Source organism: Vibrio sp. CCB-PB317, from assembly GCF_022808245.1.
GTDB lineage: Bacteria > Pseudomonadota > Gammaproteobacteria > Enterobacterales > Vibrionaceae > Vibrio > Vibrio diabolicus.
The window spans coordinates 420,674-439,918 of record NZ_JALGNU010000003.1; the positions used below are offsets into that span (position 1 = coordinate 420,674).

The following is a 19,245-nucleotide window of genomic DNA, read 5'->3' on the forward strand; positions in this document are numbered from 1 at the left end:
TTTCATGGCTCTTAAAAAGTTTCTTGAAGACATCGAGCATCATTTTGAGCCTGGTGGTAAACACGAAAAATGGTTTGCCCTGTACGAAGCTGTAGCAACAGTTTTTTACACTCCAGGTATCGTAACAAATAAAAGCTCGCACGTTCGTGATAGCGTTGACCTAAAACGTATCATGATCATGGTTTGGTTTGCGGTATTCCCAGCAATGTTCTGGGGTATGTACAACGCAGGTGGCCAAGCTATTGCAGCGCTTAACCACATGTACGCTGGTGATCAACTAGCGACAGTTATCTCTGGTAACTGGCACTACTGGCTAACTGAAATGCTGGGCGGAACGATTGCCGCTGATGCAGGGGTTGGCAGTAAGATGCTACTAGGTGCGACCTACTTCCTACCTATCTACGCAACAGTATTCCTTGTTGGTGGTTTCTGGGAAGTGCTTTTCTGTATGGTGCGTAAGCACGAAGTAAACGAAGGCTTCTTTGTTACTTCTATCTTGTTCGCACTTATCGTTCCACCAACGCTACCTCTATGGCAAGCGGCACTAGGTATCACATTTGGTGTTGTTGTTGCGAAGGAGATCTTCGGTGGTACAGGTCGTAACTTCCTTAACCCTGCACTTGCAGGTCGTGCATTCCTATTCTTCGCTTACCCAGCGCAAATCTCGGGTGACGTAGTATGGACTGCAGCTGACGGCTTCTCTGGTGCAACTGCTCTTAGCCAATGGGCTCAAGGTGGTAACGGTGCTCTAGTTAACACAGTAACTGGTTCTCCTATCACTTGGATGGACGCTTTCATCGGTAACATCCCAGGCTCTATTGGTGAAGTATCGACTCTAGCTCTAATGATCGGTGCAGCGATGATCGTTTACATGCGAATCGCTTCATGGCGCATCATTGCGGGCGTAATGATCGGTATGATTGCAGTATCGACTCTGTTTAACGTGATCGGTTCTGACACTAACCCAATGTTCAACATGCCATGGCACTGGCACCTAGTTCTAGGTGGTTTTGCATTCGGTATGTTCTTCATGGCAACGGACCCAGTATCAGCGTCATTTACTAACAAAGGTAAATGGTGGTACGGCATCCTGATTGGTGCAATGTGTGTGATGATCCGTGTAGTTAACCCGGCGTACCCAGAAGGTATGATGCTGGCGATTCTATTCGCGAACCTATTCGCACCTCTGTTCGACCATGTAGTGATTGAGAAGAACATCAAGCGGAGACTAGCACGCTATGGCAAGTAATAACGACAGCATTAAAAAGACGCTGGGTGTTGTTATCGGGTTGAGCCTTGTTTGTTCAATCATCGTATCAACAGCAGCAGTAGGTCTGCGTGATAAGCAAAAAGCTAACGCTGTCCTAGATAAGCAATCAAAGATCGTTGAAGTTGCAGGCATTGACGCGAACGGTAAGAAAGTACCAGAGCTATTTGCTGAGTACATCGAACCTCGTCTGGTAGACCTTGAAACAGGTAACTTTACTGAGGGTAATGCATCTACGTACGATCAGCGTGAAGCATCAAAAGATGCAGAACGTTCAATCGCATTGACACCAGAAGAAGACGTCGCTGATATCCGTCGTCGTGCGAATACAGCAGTGGTGTACTTAGTAAAAGACCAAGATGAAGTCCAAAAAGTTATCTTGCCTATGCACGGTAAAGGACTATGGTCGATGATGTATGCCTTTGTAGCCGTTGAAACTGATGGTAACACTGTGTCTGCTATTACTTACTACGAGCAAGGTGAAACTCCTGGACTTGGTGGTGAAGTAGAGAACCCTTCATGGCGCGATCAATTCATTGGCAAGAAATTGTACAATGAAGATCATCAGCCAGCGATTAAGGTCGTGAAAGGCGGCGCACCGCAAGGTTCTGAGCACGGTGTTGATGGTCTATCAGGAGCAACGCTCACTAGTAATGGTGTTCAACACACATTTGACTTCTGGTTAGGTGACAAGGGCTTTGGTCCTTTCCTAGCAAAAGTTCGTGACGGAGAACTTAACTAATGTCTAGTGCACAAAACGTTAAAAAGAGCATTCTAGCGCCAGTATTGGATAACAACCCAATCGCGCTACAAGTTCTTGGTGTATGTTCTGCTCTTGCAGTAACAACTAAACTAGAAACAGCTTTTGTAATGACGCTAGCGGTAACATTTGTAACTGCGCTGTCTAACTTCTCTGTTTCATTGATCCGTAACCACATTCCTAACAGTGTGCGTATCATCGTTCAGATGGCAATTATCGCATCGCTAGTAATCGTGGTAGACCAGGTGCTAAAAGCTTACCTATACGATATCTCTAAACAGCTATCTGTATTCGTTGGTCTGATTATCACTAACTGTATCGTAATGGGTCGTGCTGAAGCATTCGCAATGAAGTCTGCGCCAGTACCATCTCTTATTGACGGTATTGGTAACGGTCTAGGTTACGGTTTCGTTCTTATCACTGTAGGTTTCTTCCGTGAGCTATTTGGCTCAGGCAAACTATTTGGCCTAGAAGTTCTACCTCTAGTGAGCAACGGTGGTTGGTACCAGCCTAACGGCCTAATGCTACTAGCACCATCAGCATTCTTCCTAATCGGCTTCCTTATCTGGGTAATCCGTATTCTGAAACCAGAACAAGTAGAAGCGAAGGAGTAAGGACGTCATGGAACATTACATTAGTCTGTTAGTTAAATCGATTTTCATCGAAAACATGGCTCTGTCTTTCTTCCTAGGTATGTGTACTTTCCTTGCCGTATCTAAGAAGGTTAAGACCTCTTTCGGCCTAGGTGTTGCAGTTGTGGTAGTACTGACTATCGCTGTTCCTGTGAACAACCTAGTATACAACCTAGTTCTGAGAGAGAACGCGTTAGTTGAGGGCGTGGACCTTAGCTTCCTAAACTTCATCACCTTTATCGGTGTAATTGCAGCACTTGTACAGATTCTAGAGATGGTTCTAGACCGTTTCTTCCCACCTTTGTACAACGCGCTAGGCATCTTCCTACCGCTGATCACAGTAAACTGTGCAATCTTCGGTGGTGTATCTTTCATGGTACAACGTGACTACAACTTTGCTGAATCTATCGTTTACGGTTTCGGCTCTGGTGTGGGCTGGATGCTGGCAATCGTTGCTCTTGCAGGTATCCGTGAGAAGATGAAGTACTCTGACGTACCTCCAGGTCTACGTGGTCTTGGTATCACATTTATCACTGTAGGTCTTATGGCGTTAGGCTTTATGTCTTTCTCTGGTGTTCAACTGTAAGTCGGGTAAACCGCAACAATTAAGGAATAGTCAATGGACATTATTCTTGGTGTAGTGATGTTTACTCTGATCGTACTTGCACTAGTACTAGTGATTCTTTTCGCTAAGTCTAAGCTTGTACCAACAGGTGACATTACAATTTCTGTGAACGATGACCCTTCTCTGGCGATCGTTACACAACCAGGTGGTAAGCTACTGAGTGCTCTAGCCGGTGCTGGCGTATTCGTATCTTCTGCTTGTGGTGGCGGTGGCTCATGTGGTCAGTGTCGCGTAAAAGTTAAATCAGGTGGTGGCGACATCCTACCAACCGAGCTTGACCATATTACTAAAGGTGAAGCACGTGAAGGTGAGCGTCTAGCGTGTCAGGTTGCTATGAAAACTGACATGGACATCGAGCTTCCTGAAGAAATCTTCGGCGTTAAGAAGTGGGAATGTACCGTTATCTCTAACGATAACAAAGCGACATTCATCAAAGAGCTTAAGCTACAAATTCCAGATGGCGAATCAGTACCTTTCCGTGCTGGTGGTTACATCCAGATTGAAGCACCTGCTCACCACGTGAAATACGCAGACTACGATATTCCTGAGGAATACCGTGAAGACTGGGAGAAGTTCAACCTTTTCCGTTACGAGTCTAAAGTTAACGAAGAGACCATCCGTGCATACTCAATGGCTAACTACCCAGAAGAGCACGGTATCATCATGCTTAACGTTCGTATCGCGACTCCGCCGCCGAACAACCCAGACGTACCACCAGGTATCATGTCTTCGTACATCTGGTCTCTAAAAGAAGGCGACAAGTGTACTATTTCTGGTCCATTTGGTGAGTTCTTTGCGAAAGATACAGATGCAGAAATGGTATTCGTTGGTGGTGGTGCTGGTATGGCTCCGATGCGCTCACACATCTTCGACCAACTTAAGCGTCTACACTCTAAGCGTAAGATGTCTTTCTGGTACGGCGCACGTTCTAAGCGTGAAATGTTCTACGTAGAAGACTTCGATATGCTACAAGCTGAGAATGACAACTTCGTATGGCACTGTGCACTGTCTGATCCACTTCCAGAAGATAACTGGGATGGTTACACTGGCTTTATTCACAACGTTCTTTACGAGAACTATCTACGTGATCACGAAGCGCCAGAAGACTGTGAATACTACATGTGTGGTCCACCTATGATGAACGCTGCTGTTATCGGCATGCTAAAAGATCTAGGTGTAGAGGATGAAAACATCCTACTAGATGACTTCGGTGGTTAATCCCTCCAAGTGATTGAATCTATGGCTAGCTCTCTAAGAGCTAGCCATTATTTTTTGTAGAAGTAAAAATAATATTCAACAGTTGATATAGGTAATTGGATTTAAGTAATCGGTCCCATTCCCCATATCAATTCAACAACATTGGGAGTTAACAAGTGAAAACGTGGCTTGTTGCATTCGCTTCTCTATTGATTTTGGCTGGCTGTGAGCAGCCAGCAGATCAAATTCATCTAAGTGGCCCTACCATGGGGACTTCTTATAACATCAAATATATCGAGCAAGATGGTATTCCAACGCCAAAAGCGATGCAGACGGAAATTGATCGCTTATTGGAAGAGGTTAATGACCAAATGTCGACCTACCGTGATGATTCAGAATTAAGTCGCTTTAACCAGCATCAAACGAGTGAGCCATTTACTGTATCGACACAAACAGCAACTGTAGTCAAAGAGGCGATTCGTCTCAACGGCCTTACTTTAGGCGCATTGGATGTGACAGTCGGTCCTTTAGTTAACCTGTGGGGCTTTGGCCCAGAAGCTCGCCCTGATGTCGTTCCTACAGATGAAGAGCTAGCGGCACGCAAAGCCAATACTGGCATTCATCATCTATCTATTGATGGCAATAAATTGTCCAAAGATATTCCTAACTTGTATGTCGATTTATCAACTATTGCTAAAGGTTGGGGGGTTGACGTGGTTGCTGACTACCTTCAATCTGAAGGGGTTCATAACTTCATGGTAGAAGTGGGCGGTGAAATGCGCCTCAAAGGCGTGAATCGTGAAGGCGTGCCTTGGCGCATTGCGATTGAAAAGCCGACTATTGATGAGCGCTCAATTCAAGAAATTATTGAGCCAGGGGACATGGCAATTGCAACAAGTGGTGACTATCGTAATTACTTTGAGAGTAATGGTGTGAGATACTCTCATATTATTAATCCAAGAACAGGCAAACCTATTCATCATAAAGTGGTGTCTGTAACGGTATTAGATAAATCGTCGATGACTGCTGATGGTCTTGCAACTGGTCTTATGGTGCTAGGTGAAGACAAAGGCATGGCAATTGCGAACGAAAATAATATTCCTGTTTTCATGATTGTGAAGACGGAAAATGGTTTTAAAGAGCTGGCTTCGGAAGCATACAAGCCGTTCATGAAGAAATAACAACAGAAGTGAGCATGTTCTTATGAGTACATTTCTAATTACGTTTGCAGTTTTTGTTGCGGTAATCGCAGCGATGGCTGTTGGCTACATCTTCCAGAAGAAAGTAGTGAAGGGTAGCTGTGGCGGTCTTGGTGCAGTAGGTATTGAGAAAGTATGTAACTGTCCAGAACCATGTGACGCGCGTAAGAAACGTGAAGCACGTGAAGCGGCGCGAGCTGAGAAATTGGCTGCATGGGAAAAAGATCGAATTGCTTAAGTATCGATCATCCAAATAGTAATACAAAATAACCCAGCCAAAGCTGGGTTTTTTTATATTTCTCGCTCTACTTCTCTGAGAGTTTATACTTTGCTTGCTACGTTTAATCTAGGATGACCGGAAGCTTAAGTCGGTGCAGACTTCACAGCCAAGTCATTTCCCTTTAATCACCGTACTTAACTGTTATTTGGTTATATACTCAAACTAAAGCGCGTTAACTTAGGAGGAAATATGGAAATGCATCAACACGGTATGGCTGAATTGTTTCAACAACTAGGCCTCGGCAGCTCTCCTCAAGATATAAAGGACTTTATTAACGAACATCGGCACAAAAGAGCTTCAGCCCCTCTGCATGAAGCCAGCTTTTGGACAAGTTCGCAGGCCACATTTCTCAAACAAGCCATTGAAGAAGACGCAGACTGGGCAGAGTTGGTCGATCAGCTTGATGTGATGTTACGAGATTAAAGCACGTTTACAAACTCTCATTTCTATCAAGGCAGATTTAATTTATACTGTGTTTTTGAACAGTATTTAATGGCTATGTCAGACCGAATCAGAAAAATCATTCACGTCGATATGGATTGTTTTTATGCTGCCGTTGAGATGAGAGATAATCCTAGTTACCGTGGCATTGCACTCGCCGTTGGCGGTCATGAAAAACAGCGTGGCGTGATTAGCACCTGTAATTATGAGGCGCGCAAATATGGCGTTCGTAGTGCAATGTCAACGGCGCGTGCATTACAACTCTGCCCCCATTTACTAGTCGTTCCCGGTCGAATGCACGTGTACAAACAAGTCTCTCAGCAGATTCGTGCTATTTTTGAGCGTTATACGCCTATCATTGAACCTATATCATTAGATGAAGCATACCTCGATGTCACGGACTCGACAGCTTGTCGTGGCTCCGCAACGTTGATCGCAGAGTCTATTCGACGCGACATTTGGAATGAGCTTGGACTGACGGCATCGGCGGGCATTGCACCGATTAAGTTTCTTGCCAAAGTCGCCTCTGATATGAATAAACCCAACGGTCAGTTTGTTATCCCGCCAGATAAGGTTCAGGAAGTTATCGATACACTTCCGCTGGAAAACATTCCTGGCGTTGGGAAGGTGAGTCTTGAGAAGCTACATCAAGCGGGCTTTTATCGATGTGAGGATATTAAAAACAGCGACTATCGTGAATTGCTGAGACAGTTTGGTCGTCAGGGAGCATCTTTATGGCAGCGTAGCCATGGAATTGATAATCGAGAGGTCGTCGTTGAGCGAGAGAGAAAATCCGTCGGTGTGGAACGAACATTCAGCCAGAATATCTCGAGCTATGATGAATGTTGGCAAGTGATCGAGGATAAACTTTATCCTGAACTCGAGAAACGCTTAGAGCGTGCAAGCCCAGATAAATCGATTATTAAACAAGGTATTAAAGTTAAATTTGCCGACTTTCAACTGACAACAATTGAGCATATCCATCCGCAATTAGAGCTTGAGGACTTCAAGATCTTGTTAAGAGATATTCTTAAGCGCCAAAACGGACGGGAAATACGCCTTTTAGGCTTGAACGTGATGCTCAAGCCCGAGAACCAAGCGCGTCAATTGAGCTTTTTCTAGGCTCTTACTGCTTCTACCTGATCTAATACTTGCTCAAAGCTTGTGTTGGCCATCGCACCATAACCTGACAGTTTTGAAGCTTTTAGCTGGCTAATTAAAGGGGTACTAATGCCACACAAGAAGCGGGCGACAGCATCATTGCTGATAGCTGAAGGGGAGAGCTGAATAAATTCCTGCACCCACATTGCTACTTGAGGTGGCTCAATATCCTTACCTTGTGGTGTTGGGAACGAAGCGACTTGACCACGACACACGGAGCAGTGACCACATTGCTCTGGTGCATTGTGATCAGCAAAGTAGTTCGCCAATTGTGAGCTCAAACAGTGCTCTGACTGGAACAAGCGCAGCATGGTGTGAATTCTTTCGATATCTTTGCTTTCTTTGGATTGGAACAGTTCATACAGTTGTTGGATTAAAACATCAGAACTCTGTGTGGTTGGCAAAACAGAGTACACGTCGGTCAGTTGTTTGCTCTCTAGCTCTATCCAACCATTCTGGTGAAAATAGTCGAGGGCTGCGACAACTCGGCTGCGTTCCGATTGATAGTTCATCCATAACGCTTCTAGGTCAACTTGGCACCACACTTTGGCTTTTTGCGAGCAGGAGAAAATAGCCTCCACGAATTGACGTCGCTCGCCTTGAAATTGATTCACAATAAATTGCTGATCGTGCAAAAACTTAAAGCGATATTCCGCAAAGTAACTGTATTTTGCTTCAATGAGTTTATGTAGCTCCAAATAAACCAACAAGGTTTTGAGTGGCAATTGGCGGATATTACTTTCACGCGATAAACGCAGTGGCACTACCTCCCATTGTGGAGCATGTTCTTTCGCTTGCTCGACTACATAGTTAATCGAGGTTAGTTCAGGTGTGTCACCATAGACAAAGTTTTCCAACACCGTTAAGCCGGACGTATTGCCCAGCAGAATGCACTCAGAACGTTGCCCGTCCCTGCCTGCACGTCCAATCTCTTGTGCGTAGTTCTCGATCGATTTGGGTAAGTCGAAGTGAATGACGCGGCGGATATCAGATTTATCGACCCCCATACCAAATGCAATCGTGGCAACAATACAGTCAATTTGGCTATCCATAAACTGCTGTTGGATTTGTTCACGGATGTCGCTTTTCATACCTGCATGGTACGCGTGAGCATTAATGCCAATATGGATTAGTGATTTTGCTACTTGCTCTGCTGTCTGCTGTTGTGTCACGTATACGATAGTCGGAAGCTTAGGAGAAGAGGCGATGAGCTCACTTAGCACTTCTTGTTTCGTTGCTTCCTCGCATGGGATCACCGAGATATCCAGATTGGGGCGGTAGAAGCCTGTAACGGTAATATGTTCACTGGCAATATCGAACTTTTGTTTCATGTCTTCAATAACTGCGGGCGTTGCTGTTGCAGTGAGAAGCAAAGATTGTGGAATGTTCAGTTCACGTTGATATTGCGGTAGCTTGAGATAATCAGGGCGGAAGTTATGTCCCCATTCGGAAATACAGTGCGCTTCATCAACCACCATCAAAGAGATCGGTACTTGGCGAATGAACTCACGAAAACGCTCGTTTTTTAGGCGCTCAACAGAAATCATCAATATTTTGATCTGTCCATTTTTTACCCCTGCCATGACGCGTTGTGACTCTTCTCTGCTTTGACTGCTATCGATAGAAGCGGCCGGGATCCCTTTACTTTGCAAAAAGTTCAGCTGATCTTTCATTAGCGCCAACAACGGCGAGATCACCAACGTAAGATTGGGCAATACGGTTGCTGGCAATTGGTAACAGAGAGACTTACCCGAACCTGTAGGAAAGATGGCCGCAGCAGAGTAACCATTCATAACCGCTTCAATAACGGGTTGTTGACCTTGGCGTAATGAGTCAAAACCAAATACGGATTGAAGTGTTTGATGCAGCGAGTCACTTTGCATAATAGGGAAACCTTTCTTTGATGGTAAACTTAGGTACATTAACACACCCTGAGTGCCAAACGCGCGTCCTAAAAGTATGAACAAAGCTGACTTAGTCCAAATTATCATCCAACATCTGGAAGAAAAACTTCAAGTGGCCCATGCATCGGCTCAGCTAGCCATTGATGCCGCGACAGATGAAGAAACTGTTCCCGAGCATAAGTACGATACGTTAGCACTTGAAGCCGCGTATCTTGCTCATGGACAAGCTATGCGAATCCAAGAGAGTGAAGACGAGCTGCGTCAATATCGCGCTCTAGTGACTCGCGACTTTAAAGGAGCACCTGTTGGTGTAGGTGCTTACGTCGTTCTCGCAGATGAGAATTTGCTTGAAAAACACTTCTTTGTAGGCCCTTGTTCTGGTGGTCTGACTGTTAAATATCAGGCTCAGGAAGTCTTTGTCTTAACAGCAAAATCTCCTCTTGGTCGAGCGTTATTCGGGAAAGAAGAAGGCGATGAGATTGATGTAAAAATAGGAGATAAAACAACTTGTTATGAAGTCGTGACGATTTGCTGACATCTCATGTATCACTCAGTGTTATGTTTAACACGAGTAATGTTAAATAAAAGAGAATGACATGAAAAAGCTTTTTACACTCTCATTGCTGATGGTCAGTGCTACTGGTTATGCAGCGCAGTGTCGTGTAGACATTAATAATGAAGTTCGTATGGATGGACAAAGCTTGGAGATTCGCCAAACGACGGGTGACAAAGCGGTTGTGGATGAAGATAACAACCTTTTCATCAAAGGTGAGCTAATTGAACTCAATGCCGACCAAAAAGCGGCGATTGAAGATTATCGCGAAAAAATGAACGCGTATATTCCACAAGCAAAGCAATTGGCGAGTGATGGTTTAGCGCTTGCAAATGACATCATCGATGATGTTGCGGAAAGCCTAGACGCACCTGGCGCGTTTGATAACGTCAAAGTCGCAGTACAGGACTTTTTCGCTGATGTTGAATCACGTTACTACAAAGATGGCGATTTCATTCTACCAGCGGAAAGTTTTGAGTCCATGACACAAGGGTGGACTGAAGACTTTGCAAAAGCACAAGAGATCTTCAATAAAGAGTTTTTAGCCAGTTCGTTGGATGCTTTATCGAAAAAAATGAAGGAAGAGGGAGGGATAAACCTCACTGCATTATCAGAGAGTATGGCTGAGCTCAGCGCGAAAGTAGAAGAGCGTTTAGCTGAGCATTCGAAAGAGGTAGAACAACAAGCAGAAGACTTGTGCGATTCGCTGGATGACATGGCAGGGCAAGAAGACGATCTGTTGAAGAAAATCCCTGAGCTAAAAGATTACCGAGTATTTACGATTTAATTACCCTTCAAAAAGTAGAACTCAATGGTATAAAGAAAGAGAGCACAATTGTGCTCTCTTTTCGTTTTTACATACTTGAACAAGTAATGAAAGCAAGACGATGTTATTCGTTTGCTCATTAACAACTTACTGCGCGTTCATCTGAGTGAGTTTATCGCCGACAGGTTTTGAGAAATTAAAACCATCATGCTGATCCCAGTTGATAGACCACGTCATTACCCCTGCATAATTCGGGTAATTGAACGCTGGTTTAACGGTGCCACATGAAGTGCCTTTGGTTAAACAATCTAGTGCGCTGATAATATTCTGTGTCGGAGCCTGACCTGAATTTGCCGAGCTAGGACCTGAAGGTAAGCCGATTGCGACTTGATCATCACGTAGTGGTGCAAACTGAGTGCCGTCGGCCAATTCAAAGCCTTCGATAAGCATTTTAGATTGCGCTACCATCATATCCACAGAGCCTTCTGGTGCACTGCCTGGCAGATATGGGTTTGGTAAACCACCGTTGTTATATAGCTGGACGTGAAGTAGGTCGAGCGTGCTGCGTGTCTCGTTAATCACAGGAATGTAAGCTCCCCAAATACCGCTGTAAGCCACATAGCCGCCTTGAACATAAGGATGCTCAGGTGCCATGGTTAGGTACATATCGCCACCCATGTTTTGCTCTATTTGAAGCAAAGCACGACCAAGGCGAGCTTGAATTTGCGAGCCATGAACCAAGTTAGATCCACTCTCTAAATCCACATCAAGACCATCAAAGCCCCACTCAGCGATAAGACCTGTTAGGCTAGAGACAAAGTTGGCTTCGTCTTGATCGGTATTCAGCGTAATCGTGCCTTCTGCGCCGCCAAGAGAGAGAACAAACTTCTTACCTTTAGCCTGAAGTGCTGCCATGTCCTGCTTGAATTGTGTAGGATCGAGTGCTGGACAATCGCTGTAAATATCGCCTGAATATAGATTAAAGTGCACGGTACCATCACTGTTGCGGTCATTTTCGGCAAAGGCAATATCAATCACATCCCACGCATCAGCCATATCCGCTAGACGAATTGGACAGCCAGCCCCATTTACAAAATTGTGCCAGTAACCGATGAGTTTATGACGTTTCTCTGCTTGCTCAACCACCGTTATTGCTGCGGCGTCAGACAATGCATTGCCTCCTGACAAATCCACAGCTTGGGCGTTAACTGTAAAGTTACCAAGTGCAGTTGGTGTCCAGTTAGCTGTGTAAGGTGCCGTGGTATCGGTTGCAACAATAGAGCCGTTGATCATGAAATCAACGTGTTTAATGCCTGAGGTTAAAGACGTTGCATCGGCACTTAATGCGAGGTTTTTGCCTAAGCCGACGGTTTGACCGCTACTTGGTGAAGTCAGTGAGACGACCAAATCTTTATCGCTGACTTCCACACCAACCAAGGACTCTGACGTGTTGTTATCATTATCGGTTGCGACGGCTTTAAGCTGGTTAGCGCCAATAAGTGTGGCGTTCCAAGTAACGGAATATGGTGCTTGAGTGGTGACTCCTAAGCTGGTGTTGTTCGCAAAAAACTCAACTTGCGTGACTGTGCCATCAGCATCGCTTGCGTTAGCCGTGATTTCGTTATTGCTGCCAGCGAGCACGACTTGTCCATCCGTTGGTGCCGTAATGGTAACTTGCGGTGGCGTCGAACAAGCACCTAGGCCACTCCAAGCATCTTGCCAGTATAGCCCTTCACCTGGCTCGTAAGCCCATGTCGCATCCGAGGAACACCAACCCGCAACGTCACAACGATATTTTTGGTTGAGGTGAGAAACTAGGTCGCCAACTTGATAACTCGTGCCCGCCGCGTAAGGCACTGCATCTGCACATCCGCCCGTCCCTGTTTCTGAATTACTAACAACAAGCGTTACTTCTTGGCTCATGGTTGCGAGGTTTGTGTCATCAGTCGCTTGTGCTTTAAACGAATGTGTACCAGCACTCGCGGTCCATTGATATTCGTAAGGTACGCTGGTATCAATCGCGACGGATTGATTGTTCACGAAGAACTCAACTTGTGTGACCACACCATCAATATCATCAGCTTGAGCGGCCACCGTGAGGTTCCCACCCACGTTAAGCGCTTCCGTTCCCGATGGGCTTGTCAGTGAAATGCTAGGTGGTGGCAACTCGACTTGTGGTTGAACTTGGATAGAAATCGTCGTGGTGGTAACGGCTCCCTCATTATCGGTCGCAATCGCGGTCAATTGCGAGACACCTTCAATAGCGGTCCAAGATGCTTCGAATGGTGCTTGAGTTACCACAGCAACCGTTTGGTTGCCTGCAACAAACTCAACTTGTGCGATTTGGCCATCTTCGTCGGCTGCGTTGGCTAGCAAGGTGATCGCACTGCCTTCGGGAATTTGTGCGTTGTTTGTTGGAGAGGAGAATGACACTGTTGGCTCTAGATTGTTGCTTCCACCATCACATTGCCCTAACGCTTTCCATGCCTCCCAAGCCCCTGAATTGGTAACAGGGTCATTGCCTTGCGTCCAATACGCGGCCTCGTAAGCAGCTCCTTGCGTTTTTACTAAAGTGCCCGATGTATAAGTCGCAGTGCTGTCCCAGTCGGGTAAGCTTTGGCAGTTATAGGCTTGAGCTTGGTAGCTGACGCTGAGTGCTGCAACCATCGCTCCGTGAAGTAGAGTGACCTTCATTTTCCTCTCCTTGAGTCATAGATATAAATGAGAACAGAGTAATAACTAGCTGATAAATAGACATTAGGGGGAAAAAGCGAAGCACAATATTCTGCTTTTCGACACAGTATCACGAGGAACAGTTCGTCCCTTACACCAGAGCTCATTATTTTTCGGCTCACTTCACGGCAGAAGGATTCGTAAAATTCAGCCACGTGAAACGAGCAACAGTCGCGAGGCTTTTGAGCGATGAATATGAGATGTACGTTAAAATTTACAAGCTGAATGACTGTGAATTGTTTCAACTGTCGAGTATTTAACCGGAGCGCTCTTGTTGAATAGTGAATATTGCTATAGTGTACTAGTTAGCTAGTTCAATGATATTTTGTGTGAGTAGTATGACACAGCAAACCTCTTCTCAGCCTCGTGAGCATTTTGGCTCTCGTCTCGGATTCATCTTAGCAGCCGCAGGTGCCGCAGTTGGCCTTGGCAATATTTGGGGCTTTCCAACCCAAGCTGCCAGTAATGGCGGCGGAGCTTTCCTGTTGGTTTATTTGGTGATGATTCTTATCGTCGCATTTCCGATGCTGGTGGTTGAAATGGCGATTGGTCGTCATGGTCAAGCCAACCCGGTGGATAGTATGCGTTCGCTTACCAATCATCCGGTAGGTAAAAAGCTCGGCGGTATTGTGGGCTGGATTGGTTTAAGCGTACCAAGCGCTGTTTTAGCGTTTTACTCTATTGTCGGTGGTTGGTTGATCTGCTTTTTACTGGGTGCAATCACAGATCTAATAGGGTTAGAAGCTGCAACTCAATGGCTAAAGGGCTTTAGCGTTGAACGTAACTTGTTCGGAACTATTACTTTTTATGTGCTAACAATTCTTATCGTACAAGGTGGAGTAAAACAAGGTATTGAGAAGTGGTCAACACGCTTGATGCCAGCATTGTTTGTTCTGTTTGCCCTGCTGTTTGCTTACATCATGACGCAAAACGGTGCGATGGAAGGGCTAAAGCATTACTTGGTACCGGATTTCGAAAAGGTATGGGACCGCAAGTTGATTCTTGCTGCAATGGGGCAGGGCTTCTTCTCGCTTACGATCGGTGGCTGTTCAATGCTGATTTATGGCTCTTACTTGAGTAAGAAAGAGAACCTACCAAAGATGGCGATGAACGTGACCATGGTAGATACTGCTGTTGCTTTCATTGCAGGGTTAGTGGTGATGCCAGCGATGTTTGTTGCGATGCAAAAAGGCGTTCAAATCTATGCTGAAGATGGCTCTCTATTAAGCTCTGATACGTTGGTATTTACCGTATTGCCATTGATGTTTGATAGCTTAGGTTTGCTTGGTCAATTGTTCTCTATTGTGTTCTTTTTATTGCTGACGATTGCGGCGCTAACGTCTTCCATTTCAATGTTAGAGTGTCCAGTGGCGTTAGTGAGTGAGCGTTTCAACACCAAGCGTAGCGCAACGAGCTGGGTTTTAGGTGGTATCATTGCCTTGTTCAGTGTGGTGATTGTTTATAACTTTGGTGCTCTATTTGGTATGGTCGCGACGGTTGCTACTCAGTATCTACAACCAACCGCTGCGCTCTTATTCTGCTTATTTGGTGGTTGGGTATGGAATCGCAACTCAAAAATCAAAGAGCTTGAGCAAGGTTGCCCGGAGTTTACGCAAGGTTGGTTTGGTAAGTTATGGCCTGCGTATGTGAAGTTTGTATGTCCAATTCTTGTGGCTACGGTCATCTGGGCTTCATTCGGCTAACCGAAACGTCTATTGGACAAAAGAAAAGGGCTTGATGAGTGATCATCAAGCCCTTTTTCATGTTGATTATTCCCCGTTTCAGTTACCCGCGGTGATTGCTGCGGGTTAACGGAATTGTCCTGCTTCTGGAAGAAAGTCAAAACCAGCAGAAGCCAGTTTTGCTTCTAGTGCCGCGCGATCGATATCGAAGAAAGCTACCAGTTTATCTAAGTCACCACCGAAGTCGTCGCGTAGCTTCATATTTACAATGCTCATGAGCATGACAGGATCCATGGATTCAAAGTTCGCTAGATTCATTACTTGTCCTCAAAATCTGAAATCAGTAGGTTTGCCGCAGCAAATGCCGCTTTTTCACGCACTTCTTTAGGCAGAGACTCATCCGCCGCAACATCGTTCAGCGCTTTAACAGCACATGAAATTGCTTGGGGAATGTAAGCTTGATCGCCACTACCAATTTGAGCATAAAGCTCACGAACCAGTTCACAACAGCCGTATACTTGCATGTTTTCTTTCCACTAAATGATAACTTATCTCAATATACACACAGCAGATTTGAAACTCAAAGTGCAGAGTTGTTTTGGCTCAAGTTGAGGAGTTGCTTGAGCGAGATTTAATCACTGCATTTGTACTTCTAACTGCTGAGTGACTTCTGGTGAAAGCTGAAGCTGTTTTGCCAGTTCTTGCAAATACGTTTTTTCCATGAAGTTTTGCTCATTAGCAACAATCAAAGATGCGAGATAAATTTCTGACGCTTGTTGGGGAGAGGTCGCCTGATTTGCAATTTCAGCAGGATCAAGCGGTTTGTTTAGTTCTTGCTGAACGAGCTGACGTACGTGCTCATCTGCGCCCATATCCACGAGGGCTTGCTCGATGCGGGCCATTTCCTCTTCATCGACATGGCCATCGGCTTTTGCGGCTCCAATCATTGCTTTTAAAATTAGTACACTGTGTTTGCTGTCATCGGGGTCAAAGGTCTCATGAACACCTTGACCGGACTGTTTGGCTTGCCAGTCGTTATAAACTTTGTAGGCTAATGCTCCAAGCGCAGCAGCGCCACCGACTTTTAATGCGCCCGAGCCTATTTTCTTAGTCATTTTTTTACTTTTCTTCGAGCCCATCAGCATGCCGATAAGGCCTCCGCCAACGGCACCTGCTCCTAGCGTTTTCAGGCTACTTGAGTTTGATGAGGATTTGATGTTGTTAGTTTGTTTACCTAACGCATCAGCCCCTTGCTTGAGTAAGTCTGATTTGAGTGCTTGGTTTAGAAGACTTTTTAAATCCATAGCTGACCTCCTTTAGATGATGAAATCAGTTTAATAGCAAGAAGCTGAACCAAAGATTAACAAAGTGAATAGTTCTAAAGGGAAGTAGTAAGGTTGCCCAGTAATAAAAAAGGGCTGACCGAAGTCAACCCTTTCTAATTATTTTGAAATTACTTCAAATGAGAACCGTCGAGCGCTTACTTTAGTTGAGCCTTTACGTGCTCGATAATATCAGTCATTGCGACTGGCGTTTTCTCACCAGTAGCACGGTTCTTGTATTCGAAGTTGCCTTCTTTCATTGAGCGGTCACCGATAATAATTGTATGCGGTACACCAATAAGCTCCATGTCAGAGAACATTACGCCTGGGCGTTCTTTACGATCATCAAATAGTACTTCGATGCCCATTGCCGTTAGCTCAGCGTACAACTTCTCAGCGGCTTCTTTTACTTCTTCTGACTTGTGCATGTTCATTGGAACGATCGCAACCTGGAATGGTGCGATTGCATCTGGCCAGATGATGCCGTATTTGTCATGGTTTTGCTCAATAGCAGCCGCTACGACGCGAGTGATACCGATGCCGTAACAGCCCATTTCTAGGATGACGTTCTTACCATCAGGACCAAGTACACCACAGTTCATCGCTGCGGAGTAAGCGTTGCCAAGTTGGAAGATATGGCCAACTTCGATACCACGCTTAAGCTGGATAATGCCTTTACCACATGGGCTTGGATCGCCTTCAACCACGTTGCGTAGGTCTTCAACTTGACCAAGCTCTGCGTCACGACCCCAGTTAATGCCGAAGTAGTGTTTGCCATCGATGTTCGCACCCGCACCGAAATCACTCATTACCGCTACGCTGCGGTCAACGATGAACGGCAGTTTAAGACCAACAGGGCCTAGAGAACCAGGACCAGCACCGATAAGCTCACGAATTTCTTCTTCAGATGCCATTTCCAGTGGAGCTGCAACTTGAGGAAGGTTCTCTGCTTTCACTTCGTTCAGTTCATGATCGCCACGAATGATAAGCGCGATGATTGGTGCATCAACTTCGTCAGACGCTTTCACAAACAAAGTTTTCACTGTTTTTTCAATTGGCAGCTCGAACTGTTCAACCAATTCAGCGATTGTTTTTGCGTTTGGCGTATCTACCAACGTCATTTCTTGCGTTGGTGCCGCTGCTTCAGAGGCTGGAGCTAGTGCTTCTGCTTTTTCGATGTTTGCCGCGTAATCTGACTCGGTAGAGAATGCGATGATGTCTTCGCCACTTTCAGCCAGTACGTGGAACTCTTGAGAGCCGCTACCACCGATAGCACCGCTATCTGCTAGTACAGGACGGTAATCCAGACCCATGCGATCGAATGCTTTGCAGTAAGCATCGTGCATTGCGTCGTATGACTTTTGTAGTCCGTCTTTATCAATGTCAAAGCTGTACGCATCCATCATTGAGAATTCACGTGAACGCATTACGCCAAAACGTGGGCGTCGTTCGTCACGGAATTTAGTTTGGATTTGGTACAGGTTTAGTGGAAGCTGTTTGTAAGAGCTCACTTCATTGCGAACAAGGCTAGTGATCACTTCTTCAGCGGTTGGGCTAAGTACAAACGGACGAACATGACGGTCAGTAAAGCGAAGTAGCTCAGGGCCCATCTTTTCGCTGCGGCCTGTCTCTTCCCATAGTTCAAACGGCTGAACAACGGGCATCAAAGTTTCGACTGCGCCTGCATTGTCGATTTCTTGACGAACGATGTTTTCGACTTTACGCAGTACACGTAGACCAGTAGGTAGCCAGGTGTATAAACCTGAAGCCAGCTTACGGATCATACCTGCACGTAGCATGAGCTGGTGGCTCACTACTTCTGCGTCGTTTGGAGTCTCCTTCAGAGTAGAAAGAAGATAATTACTGGTACGCATTAAATTTATCCGTTTATTTAAGTTAGATACTCAAGCTTGAATAAGCAGGAGTATGGGAGTTCCCTAAAGGGAAATTTGTTAGCCGTCTATAATATCAGCCAATTGCGTTTGTCAAAAGCTTTCAATAGCGGTAACCGTTATTAAGTTGCTTGTTGCTGTGAACTTTACGTTCAAGTCGAACAAATTTACCGCATATTCTTTATCGTCCGGCTTGTTTTTCTTGTATGCAGGACGAGGATCTTGGGCCAGAACTTGTTCAATGACTGATCTTACATAGTCAGTATCGGATCGATTTTCTATCGTTGCTAATGCTTGAGCAGAAAAGTTGACTTGTGACTTTTCTGGTTCTTGGTCTGCGTATCCGCCTTGTGCTTCTGGAATAGAATCTGAATAGGGTATATAGGGCTTAATGTCCACAATCGGTGTGCCATCTACGAGATCTACACTGCCTAAATCAAGATAGATTTGATCGCCTTGCTTAGTGACTCCTTTTACTTCAACGGCTGACATTCCGATTCCGTTTGGGCGGAAAGTCGAGCGTGAGGCAAAGACACCTATTCGTTCATTGCCGCCTAGTCGTGGCGGACGGACGGTTGGCTTCCAACCTGCTCCCAAATTCTGATCAAACAAAAATAACAGCCAAACGTGAGAGAACTGTTCTAGCCCGCGTACTGCTTCGGGGCTATTCGCTGCACCTAACAGTTTTACGCGTGCTTTCGCAGTTGGAACTAAGCGAGGCTGGCGCGGTACTGCAAACTTTTCTTTGTACGGTGTCTCAATGACACCGATGGGTTCAATGGAATACATGGTGGACGTCTTTAAGAATTCATTGAGATGAAAAGTATCACA

At 45.4% G+C, this 19,245-nt stretch carries 19 protein-coding genes; 12 read left to right on the forward strand and 7 right to left on the reverse strand.

Translation table 11 applies throughout. The annotated features are described in order from the left end of the window. Positions 1-4: 4 nt before the first annotated feature. From MTR11_RS19100 to dinB, 9 genes are all read left to right on the forward strand, one after another. Complete coding sequence (locus MTR11_RS19100; protein WP_006742551.1) at positions 5-1,249, forward strand: NADH:ubiquinone reductase (Na(+)-transporting) subunit B; 1,245 nt, start codon at positions 5-7, stop codon at positions 1,247-1,249. Continuing rightward, positions 1,239-2,009 (forward strand): Na(+)-translocating NADH-quinone reductase subunit C, encoded by a 771-nt coding sequence (locus MTR11_RS19105; RefSeq protein ID WP_006742550.1) that lies wholly within the window; start codon positions 1,239-1,241, stop codon positions 2,007-2,009. The genes MTR11_RS19100 and MTR11_RS19105 overlap by 11 nt, the downstream gene beginning before the upstream one ends. Continuing rightward, entirely contained in the window at positions 2,009-2,641 is a 633-nt protein-coding gene (locus MTR11_RS19110; RefSeq protein ID WP_005380269.1) for an NADH:ubiquinone reductase (Na(+)-transporting) subunit D, read from the forward strand. Before MTR11_RS19105 ends, MTR11_RS19110 begins: the two co-directional genes overlap by 1 nt. Before the next feature lie 7 nt (positions 2,642-2,648). Next, on the forward strand, positions 2,649-3,245 hold the full coding sequence (nqrE, locus tag MTR11_RS19115; RefSeq protein WP_005380270.1) for an NADH:ubiquinone reductase (Na(+)-transporting) subunit E: 597 nt from the start codon (positions 2,649-2,651) through the stop codon (positions 3,243-3,245). Between the two features lie 33 nt (positions 3,246-3,278). Beyond that, complete coding sequence (gene nqrF, locus MTR11_RS19120; protein WP_005380271.1) at positions 3,279-4,502, forward strand: NADH:ubiquinone reductase (Na(+)-transporting) subunit F; 1,224 nt, start codon at positions 3,279-3,281, stop codon at positions 4,500-4,502. Between the two features lie 155 nt (positions 4,503-4,657). Then, entirely contained in the window at positions 4,658-5,662 is a 1,005-nt protein-coding gene (locus MTR11_RS19125) for an FAD:protein FMN transferase (RefSeq protein ID WP_065645499.1), read from the forward strand. Between the two features lie 22 nt (positions 5,663-5,684). Further along, a complete protein-coding gene (gene nqrM, locus MTR11_RS19130; RefSeq protein WP_005436655.1) occupies positions 5,685-5,918 on the forward strand; it encodes a (Na+)-NQR maturation NqrM in 234 nt (77 codons plus the stop codon). Between the two features lie 231 nt (positions 5,919-6,149). Next, on the forward strand, positions 6,150-6,383 hold the full coding sequence (locus MTR11_RS19135) for a DUF2789 domain-containing protein (RefSeq protein WP_243328213.1): 234 nt from the start codon (positions 6,150-6,152) through the stop codon (positions 6,381-6,383). A 75-nt stretch (positions 6,384-6,458) separates the two neighbouring features. Next, the gene (dinB, locus tag MTR11_RS19140; protein WP_413777601.1) at positions 6,459-7,523 is read left to right on the forward strand and encodes a DNA polymerase IV; all 1,065 of its coding nucleotides are present in this window, start codon (positions 6,459-6,461) and stop codon (positions 7,521-7,523) included. Here dinB and MTR11_RS19145 read toward each other — a convergent pair. Next, positions 7,520-9,445, reverse strand: a complete 1,926-nt coding sequence (locus tag MTR11_RS19145) for an ATP-dependent DNA helicase RecQ (RefSeq protein WP_243328430.1) — start codon at positions 9,443-9,445, stop codon at positions 7,520-7,522. The two genes, dinB and MTR11_RS19145, sit on opposite strands and share 4 nt — an antisense overlap. A gap of 76 nt (positions 9,446-9,521) precedes the next feature. Here MTR11_RS19145 and MTR11_RS19150 point away from each other — a divergent pair, with 76 nt between their 5' ends. Together MTR11_RS19150 and MTR11_RS19155 are read left to right on the forward strand one after the other, a co-directional pair. Next, the gene (locus MTR11_RS19150; protein ID WP_225461942.1) at positions 9,522-10,001 is read left to right on the forward strand and encodes a GreA/GreB family elongation factor; all 480 of its coding nucleotides are present in this window, start codon (positions 9,522-9,524) and stop codon (positions 9,999-10,001) included. 61 nt (positions 10,002-10,062) lie between these two features. Then, positions 10,063-10,806, forward strand: coding sequence for a YggN family protein (locus MTR11_RS19155; protein ID WP_005385316.1), 744 nt, complete (start codon positions 10,063-10,065; stop codon positions 10,804-10,806). 126 nt (positions 10,807-10,932) lie between these two features. Here the strand turns inward: MTR11_RS19155 and MTR11_RS19160 are convergent, their stop codons facing one another. Next, positions 10,933-13,479: an Ig-like domain-containing protein gene (locus tag MTR11_RS19160; protein WP_243328214.1), complete on the reverse strand. Its 2,547-nt coding sequence runs from the start codon at positions 13,477-13,479 to the stop codon at positions 10,933-10,935. 377 nt (positions 13,480-13,856) lie between these two features. Here MTR11_RS19160 and MTR11_RS19165 point away from each other — a divergent pair, with 377 nt between their 5' ends. Next, complete coding sequence (locus MTR11_RS19165) at positions 13,857-15,221, forward strand: sodium-dependent transporter (protein WP_243328215.1); 1,365 nt, start codon at positions 13,857-13,859, stop codon at positions 15,219-15,221. A 105-nt stretch (positions 15,222-15,326) separates the two neighbouring features. Here MTR11_RS19165 and MTR11_RS19170 read toward each other — a convergent pair whose 3' ends face one another. From MTR11_RS19170 to tsaA, 5 genes are all read right to left on the reverse strand, one after another. Then, positions 15,327-15,518, reverse strand: coding sequence for a DUF4250 domain-containing protein (locus MTR11_RS19170; RefSeq protein WP_243328216.1), 192 nt, complete (start codon positions 15,516-15,518; stop codon positions 15,327-15,329). Next, positions 15,518-15,724, reverse strand: coding sequence for a YaeP family protein (locus MTR11_RS19175; RefSeq protein ID WP_005391765.1), 207 nt, complete (start codon positions 15,722-15,724; stop codon positions 15,518-15,520). The genes MTR11_RS19170 and MTR11_RS19175 overlap by 1 nt, the downstream gene beginning before the upstream one ends. Before the next feature lie 111 nt (positions 15,725-15,835). Continuing rightward, on the reverse strand, positions 15,836-16,504 hold the full coding sequence (locus tag MTR11_RS19180; protein WP_243328217.1) for a tellurite resistance TerB family protein: 669 nt from the start codon (positions 16,502-16,504) through the stop codon (positions 15,836-15,838). A gap of 176 nt (positions 16,505-16,680) precedes the next feature. Continuing rightward, complete coding sequence (locus tag MTR11_RS19185; protein ID WP_006742543.1) at positions 16,681-18,396, reverse strand: proline--tRNA ligase; 1,716 nt, start codon at positions 18,394-18,396, stop codon at positions 16,681-16,683. Positions 18,397-18,507: 111 nt separating this feature from the next. Beyond that, positions 18,508-19,203: a tRNA (N6-threonylcarbamoyladenosine(37)-N6)-methyltransferase TrmO gene (gene tsaA, locus MTR11_RS19190; protein ID WP_053809825.1), complete on the reverse strand. Its 696-nt coding sequence runs from the start codon at positions 19,201-19,203 to the stop codon at positions 18,508-18,510. Positions 19,204-19,245 lie beyond the last annotated feature (42 nt).